This is a genomic window from Candidatus Deferrimicrobiaceae bacterium (assembly GCA_035256765.1).
In the GTDB taxonomy this organism is placed as follows: Bacteria; Desulfobacterota; Deferrimicrobia; order Deferrimicrobiales; family Deferrimicrobiaceae; genus CSP1-8.
Genome location: DATEXR010000263.1, coordinates 1 through 6083, shown reverse-complemented (window position 1 = coordinate 6083; position 6083 = coordinate 1). Strand labels below are relative to the sequence as shown.

Genomic DNA, 6083 nt, shown 5'->3' with positions numbered 1-6083 from the left:
TGCGCCGTGCTCGGTCGTCCTTCGCGGTCTGACGGCGCATCCGCTTCGCCTCGGCTGCCGACCCTTCCGGGGACAGGCCCCTCGCTCCCGCTTCGTTGCGCTTCTTCACCATACTCAACGGTATGCCTCAGTCGCGCGCCTCGCTGGCGCGGCGCATCGACGCTCTCGGTGCAACACCGTATTTATGAAGTGGAGCACTAAGGGATCACCTTGTTGAGCGGGTACTCGACGATCCCCGAGGCGCCCGTATTCTTCAGGATGGGGATGAGTTCCCGTACGGTTTTCTCGTCCACGATCACCTCGAGGCTGAACCAGCCCGCCTTCGAAAGCGACGCGATCGTGGGGTTCTGAAGGGCGGGAAGCACCTTGAGGACCGCGTCGAGGTAGGAGCGGTTCACGTTCATCTTCAGCCCCACTTTCTCCTCCGCCCGCAGGGCTCCGGTGAGCAGCAACGCGATGTTCTCGATCTTTTTCCTTTTCCACGGGTCTTTCCATGCCTCCCGGTTGGCGATCAGGACGGTCGTGGACTCGAAGATGGTGTCCACGATCCGCAAGTTGTTCGCCAGAAGCGTGCTCCCCGTCTCGGTCAGCTCCACGATCGCGTCGGCCAGTCGCGGAGCCTTCACTTCCGTCGCGCCCCACGAGAACTCGACGTTCGCCTTGATCCCCCTCTCCTTGAGGAACCGGCGGGTGTACTGGACAAGTTCGGTGGCCACTCTCTTTCCCTTGAGATCCTCGAGGCGCCTGATGGACGATTCGTTCGGAACGGCCACCACCCAGCGGACGGGCCGCAGTCCCCCTTTCGCGTACTGGAGGGGACAGACCTCCTTCACTTTGGCATTCTGCTCCATGACCCAGTCCCGCCCGGTCAGCCCGATGTCCAGGATGCCGTCCTGCACGTACCGGGCCATCTCCTGGGCGCGGATCAGGAGCCCGGACAATTCCTCGTCGTCGATGGTGGGAACGTAGCTTCGGGACCCCACCGAGATGGTGAACCCCGCTTTTCGAAACAGCTTGATCGTGGAATCCTGCAGACTTCCCTTCGGAAGTCCGATGGAAAGGACTCTCCCGGCTTTCTTCCTCATGGCGCTTCCTTCCTGCCTGTGGTTTCGGTAAAGGCAGATATCGTACCCGGGCATCGGTTTTCTGGCAATCGGTTGTTACAATGGATGGCATGCGGCGCACCGACGGGAGAGGGGAAGTACTGTGAAGCGAACGGACGCGCTGATCCTGCTGGCGAAAGCCCCCATCCCGGGGCAGGTCAAGACGCGGCTTTGCCCGCCCCTCACCGGGAAGGAAGCGGCCGTCCTCTATGCATGCCTCCTCGAGGACACGGCGGCGGAAATGGCCCGGCTCCGACGTGTCCACCGCTATCTGTTCTTCTCCCCGCCCGGAAGCGAAGGATTCTTCCGCCGGGATCCGTTTTCCGTCTTCGAACCGCTCCCCCAGTCCGGAGGGAACCTCGGCGAGAGGATGGCGAACGCATTCCGAACCGCCTTCGAACGGGGGTTCGCCAGGGCCGTGCTCGTCGGGGCGGACTGCCCGGTTCTTTCCGCATCGCTCGTGCGCGCCGCGTTCCGGGAGCTTTCTTCCTCCGCCGGCGCCGTGTTCGGCCCCAGCGACGACGGCGGCTTCTACCTCATCGCGCTCTCGTCGAACGCTCCGTCCCTGTTCCGGGGGGTGGATTGGGGGACGGCCTCGGTCCTGTCCGAAGTCTCCCTGCGATGCCGGACCGCGGGGATCCCCTACGCCCTCCTCCCCCCCGGGTTCGACATCGACACCGTGGACGACGTGACCGCTCTGGCCCGCCGGGTTCGTGCCCGCTCCTCCCCGGCCTGCCTCCGCACGCGGCAGTGGCTCACCTCCTGCGGGAGGGGATGAGCTTCCGCCCCATCCCCAGGTCCACGATCTCGCTCCGCAGAACGACTTCCACAAGCTTCCTCGCGGTCCCCTCCACCTCGAACGTCCCCGTCTCCCCGCGAAGAAGCGCCCCCTCGCCGCGGAACTCCGCCTTCGGGAAGACCGTCTTCTGTTCCGTGCGCCCATCCCGGTAGGCGAACTCCGCGATGATCCCGACCGAGCGGAGGGAGAGGTCGGGGATGTCGTCCCCCCGGTTCGTCACCGTTCCCCGGAGGATCACGACGTCCCCTTTCCTTTCCTCCTCCACCTGAACCGGAAGCGAGGGATTTTCCACCACCGTCACGCGGTAGGCGATCCATCGCTGGTACACGAGGAAAAGAACGACAAGGGCCAGGAGAATCGGGCCCGCCGCCTTGACCCATTTGCCGTGCCGTTCCCACAGGACGGCGGGAGCCGGCAACCCTGCTTCGAAGCGACGCGGGCGTTGCGGCCCCTCCTCGGGGAGAACCGGTTGCCGGCAATGGGGACAGTCGGGCACCCCCGCCGGAATCTGGATCGTGCAATGCGGGCAGGCGATATGCTCTTCGTCTTGCGGCAAAAGCGGCGGCGTCTCGGGCATCTTCTCCTCCGCGGGATCCGGCGCTTACGCGCCCATCCCCTCCCTGCGCAGGAATTCGACGAGAAGTCTCACCGGCACCCCGGTCGGGCCTGGGGCGTACCCCATTTTCTCCTTCTCCCTCCACGCCACCCCGGCGATGTCCAGATGGACCCAGGGGGTCTCCCCGGCGAACTCCTTCAGGAAATAGCCGGCCGTGATGGCGCCTGCCTCCGGCCCCCCGATGTTCTTGAGGTCGCCGATATCGCTCTTGATCTGCTCGAAGTATTCCTCGTGAAGCGGAAGTTCCCAGGCCCGTTCCCCCGAGGCGGCGGAGGCCTCCCGCATTTGTCCCAGAACCTTTGCGTCGTTCCCCATCATCGCCATCGTGACGCTGCCGAGGGCCACCACGCATGCGCCGGTCAACGTGGCGGCGTCGAGGATGACGGCCGGCCGGTACCGCTTCTTCGCAAACGTGATGGCGTCCGCCAGGATCAATCTTCCTTCCGCGTCGGTGGAGAGCACCTCCACCGTCTTTCCCGACATCATCCGGAGCACGTCGCCGGGACGATAGGCGGCACCGGACGGCATGTTCTCGACGGCGGGGACGATCGCCACGATGTTCCTGCGGATCCCGAGCGCGGCCGCGGCGCGGACCGCGGCCAGCATCCCCGCGCCTCCGGCCATATCGTACTTCATCTTCTCCATGCCCTCCCACTTCTTCAAGGAGATGCCGCCCGTATCGAACGTCACCCCCTTGCCGACGAGGGCCGTCCAGGGAGCGCCCCGTCGGCCTCCCCGGTACTCGGCGACGATGAGCCGCGGGGAGACCTCGCTCCCTTTCCCGACGGCGAGCAACCCGCCCATCTTCCATCCCTCGGCCTCTTTCCTCCCGTACACCTTGACGCGGACTTTCCCCCCCGCGAGCGTCCTGGCCGCCCGCGCCAGGCCGTCCGGCCGAAGGTCCCCGGGGGGTGACGCCACCAGGTCCCTCCCCCAGTTGATCGCCTCGCCGATCTTCGCCCCGTGGGCAAGCCCCCTGGCGACCTTCGGCGCCGAAGCCTTCTCCCTCTCGACGACCTGAAACCGGGAGACCCTGCCCTCCTTCTCCGACTTGTACCGGTCGTATTCGTAACCCGACAGGGCGGCTCCCAGGGCCAGGAACCGGGCCGCCTCCTCGGGATCGATCCCCCCCGCCCCCGCGCCGTGGAGCACGGACGCCACCGTGGAGATCTTCTTCTTCTTCGTCATCCGCATCACGGGGAGGGCCAGCTGCCGGATGTGGTCCGGCGTGAACTTCTCCTTCTTCCCGAGCCCGACCACCAGCACCCGGTGGGACGCAACCCCTTTTTCGGGGCGAAGGAAAAGGGTTTCCCCCCATTTCCCCTGGAAATCCCCGTCGCGGATCGCGGCCGATATGGCCCCCCCGATCGCCTTGTCGACGGCCCCGGTCGAGCCCCCCGGGCTCTTCGTCCCCTCGAACAGGTTGACGACGATCATGTCGGCCCGGTGCTTCCGGATGTCCCCGACCGCCAGCTCGATCTTCATGAGGGCCCCTCCCGTTTCCTTTTCCTGAGAATGAACCTTATTTGCGGGCCGGGAAGGTTGTCAAGGAGACCGTTCCGCGGCCGTCGCTGTGATAAACTAACATAAATTCGCCCTTTTTCCGGAGGCAGATCGATATGTCCCGTCCCTTCTACACCAGCACCGACCTGAACGCATTTCCCGATCTCAAGGACTACGCGCCGGAGGCGTACGATGCGTACAACGCATGGGTAGCCGCCGCGTTCGCGGAGGGGGCGCTCGGCAAGAAGACCAAGGAGCTGATCGCCTTCGCGGTGTCCCACGCGATCCAGTGTCCTTACTGCATCGATGTCCACGCCCGGGGAGCATCCTCCGCGGGGGCCTCCCTGGAGGAGATGACCGAGGCGATCCACGTGGCGGCCGTCACCCGGGGGGGAGCGTCCCTGGTTCACGCCGTCCAGGCCCTCCAATCGCTCGAGGAGGAATGAGGGCCAGGAAAACCCGATGACGTTCCCGATATCCCCCGAAGGCCGTTTCCTCGTGCCGGACCACATCGTCCGGGAAACAAACGGGGTGCACGTCCTCATCGACCGGGAACGGGCGAACTGGATCTGCCTGAACCGGAGCGGCATGAAGATCTTCCGCCTGCTCCCGGGGAAAACGGCTGCGGAAGCCGCCGCCGGTTGCGCGGACGCCGGAATCCTCCCCGCCGGGGAGAGCGAGAGCCTGCTGCGCAGGTTCACCGCGGACCTCGCAAGGAAGGAGTTCCTCTCGACCGAGGCGATCACCGGTGAGCTCGTCGCACGGACCGGAATCCTTGCGCCCGAGAAGCTCCACGAGGTCTGGGTCGTGACCAACTTCGAGTGCAACATGGCGTGCAGACACTGCTACACCTACGAGAGGGTGGCGGACGACCGCAGGCGCATCGGGAAAGACGCGCTGCTCGCGATGATGGACGAGTGCCGCGAGCTCGGCGCGGAGGTCTTCTACCTGACCGGGGGGGAGCCGCTGCTCCGGGGGGACCTGGACGACCTGATCGAGGGGGCGACGCGCCGCTCTCGGGCGATCTTGTTCACCAACGGCACGCTCGTCACGCCGGAACGTGCGACCCTGCTCTCCCGGTTCCGGGACCGCCTGGTGGTCCAGGTAAGCCTCGAGGGGCCGGACGAGGAGTCCAACTCATCGCTGCGCGGGAGGGGGACCTTCGCGAAGGCGATGGAAGGGATCCGCAACCTGCTGCGGAAAGGAGTCCGGGTCGGCGTGAGCTCCACCCCGACCCCCGGGACCGCCCGCCGCATCCCCGAGCTGACCCGGCTCCTCGCCGGAACGTCCGAGGGACGGAACGGCGTCGACTACCATCACATCATCTACGTCGTCCACGCCGGCAACGCGAGGGAGGGGGACACGGCGAAGCTCGCCGCCTCCGATCTCATCGACGTCGTCATACGGTGCAAGGAGGCCCTCCGGCAGGCGAAGAAGGAAGGAGCGAGGACGAGGCTGAAAATCACGAACGACAAGATCTTCGAGGCGATCGCCTCCAACGGCCCCCGGAAGGACATGTGCGGGGCCGGGTACACCATCCTGGGGATCAACGCCGACGGCATGCTCCACCCGTGCGCCACCACGATGCACGACACGTCCTACAACCTCGGGGTTCTCCTCGACGAGAAGGGGGACTACGTTCCGGGGGAGATCGGGAGGCTGTGGCGCGAGAGCGCGGCGGTCCGGAGGATCCGGTCGTTCACCGTCCTGCCCCACGACGGGGGGAAAGTGACCGACCTGCGCAACTTCCACGGAGGGGGCTGCTGGTACCACATGCACAACCCGGAAGGGGACATCGCGACGGAGCACCCCTTCTACGCCACCTACGAGTCCCTCACGGAAAAGGCGATCCTGCACGTTGCGACGAAGGACATTTCGGAGGGAGACAAGTTCCGGGAGGCGCTGCGACCGAAGATCTACGCCTCGATGGCGAGGACGCGGATCCCCTGCGCGGGGGTCAGGAAGACGCGGGACGGATCGGCGCTGGGGATCGACAACGGCTACTGCATCTGCTTCGCGTAGGGGGGCCTCCGGTCCGCGCCCCAATGCTATTCCTTGCCCC

At 65.9% G+C, this 6083-nt stretch carries 6 protein-coding genes; 3 read left to right on the top strand and 3 right to left on the bottom strand.

Features of this window, described 5'->3' with window-relative positions; all coding sequences use genetic code 11:
- Positions 1-197 precede the first annotated feature (197 nt).
- Complete coding sequence (gene hisG / locus VJ307_08930; protein HJX74267.1) at positions 198-1085, bottom strand: ATP phosphoribosyltransferase; 888 nt, start codon at positions 1083-1085, stop codon at positions 198-200.
- Positions 1086-1206: 121 nt separating this feature from the next.
- Here hisG and VJ307_08925 point away from each other — a divergent pair, with 121 nt between their 5' ends.
- Entirely contained in the window at positions 1207-1881 is a 675-nt protein-coding gene (locus VJ307_08925) for a TIGR04282 family arsenosugar biosynthesis glycosyltransferase (protein HJX74266.1), read from the top strand.
- On the opposite strand, the gene VJ307_08920 is transcribed toward VJ307_08925, so the two are convergent.
- Complete coding sequence (locus tag VJ307_08920; GenBank protein ID HJX74265.1) at positions 1859-2479, bottom strand: hypothetical protein; 621 nt, start codon at positions 2477-2479, stop codon at positions 1859-1861. The genes VJ307_08925 and VJ307_08920 overlap by 23 nt on opposite strands.
- Before the next feature lie 24 nt (positions 2480-2503).
- Positions 2504-4003 carry a leucyl aminopeptidase gene (locus tag VJ307_08915; GenBank protein HJX74264.1) on the bottom strand — a complete coding sequence of 500 codons (1500 nt, stop codon included), beginning with the start codon at positions 4001-4003 and terminating at the stop codon, positions 2504-2506.
- Positions 4004-4137: 134 nt separating this feature from the next.
- Between VJ307_08915 and VJ307_08910 the strand changes: the two genes are divergently transcribed.
- Both VJ307_08910 and VJ307_08905 read left to right on the top strand, forming a co-directional pair.
- Positions 4138-4467: a carboxymuconolactone decarboxylase family protein gene (locus tag VJ307_08910; protein ID HJX74263.1), complete on the top strand. Its 330-nt coding sequence runs from the start codon at positions 4138-4140 to the stop codon at positions 4465-4467.
- A gap of 16 nt (positions 4468-4483) precedes the next feature.
- Positions 4484-6043 (top strand): radical SAM protein, encoded by a 1560-nt coding sequence (locus VJ307_08905; GenBank protein ID HJX74262.1) that lies wholly within the window; start codon positions 4484-4486, stop codon positions 6041-6043.
- Positions 6044-6083 lie beyond the last annotated feature (40 nt).

Bases quoted from the DNA above. Each gene is read 5' to 3' on its own strand.
- hisG (HJX74267.1), bottom strand. From the start codon at position 1,085: ATGAGGAAGAAAGCCGGGAGAGTCCTTTCCATCGGACTTCCGAAGGGA.
- VJ307_08920 (HJX74265.1), bottom strand. From the start codon at position 2,479: ATGCCCGAGACGCCGCCGCTTTTGCCGCAAGACGAAGAGCATATCGCC.
- VJ307_08915 (HJX74264.1), bottom strand. From the start codon at position 4,003: ATGAAGATCGAGCTGGCGGTCGGGGACATCCGGAAGCACCGGGCCGAC.
- VJ307_08910 (HJX74263.1), top strand. From the start codon at position 4,138: ATGTCCCGTCCCTTCTACACCAGCACCGACCTGAACGCATTTCCCGAT.
- VJ307_08905 (HJX74262.1), top strand. From the start codon at position 4,484: ATGACGTTCCCGATATCCCCCGAAGGCCGTTTCCTCGTGCCGGACCAC.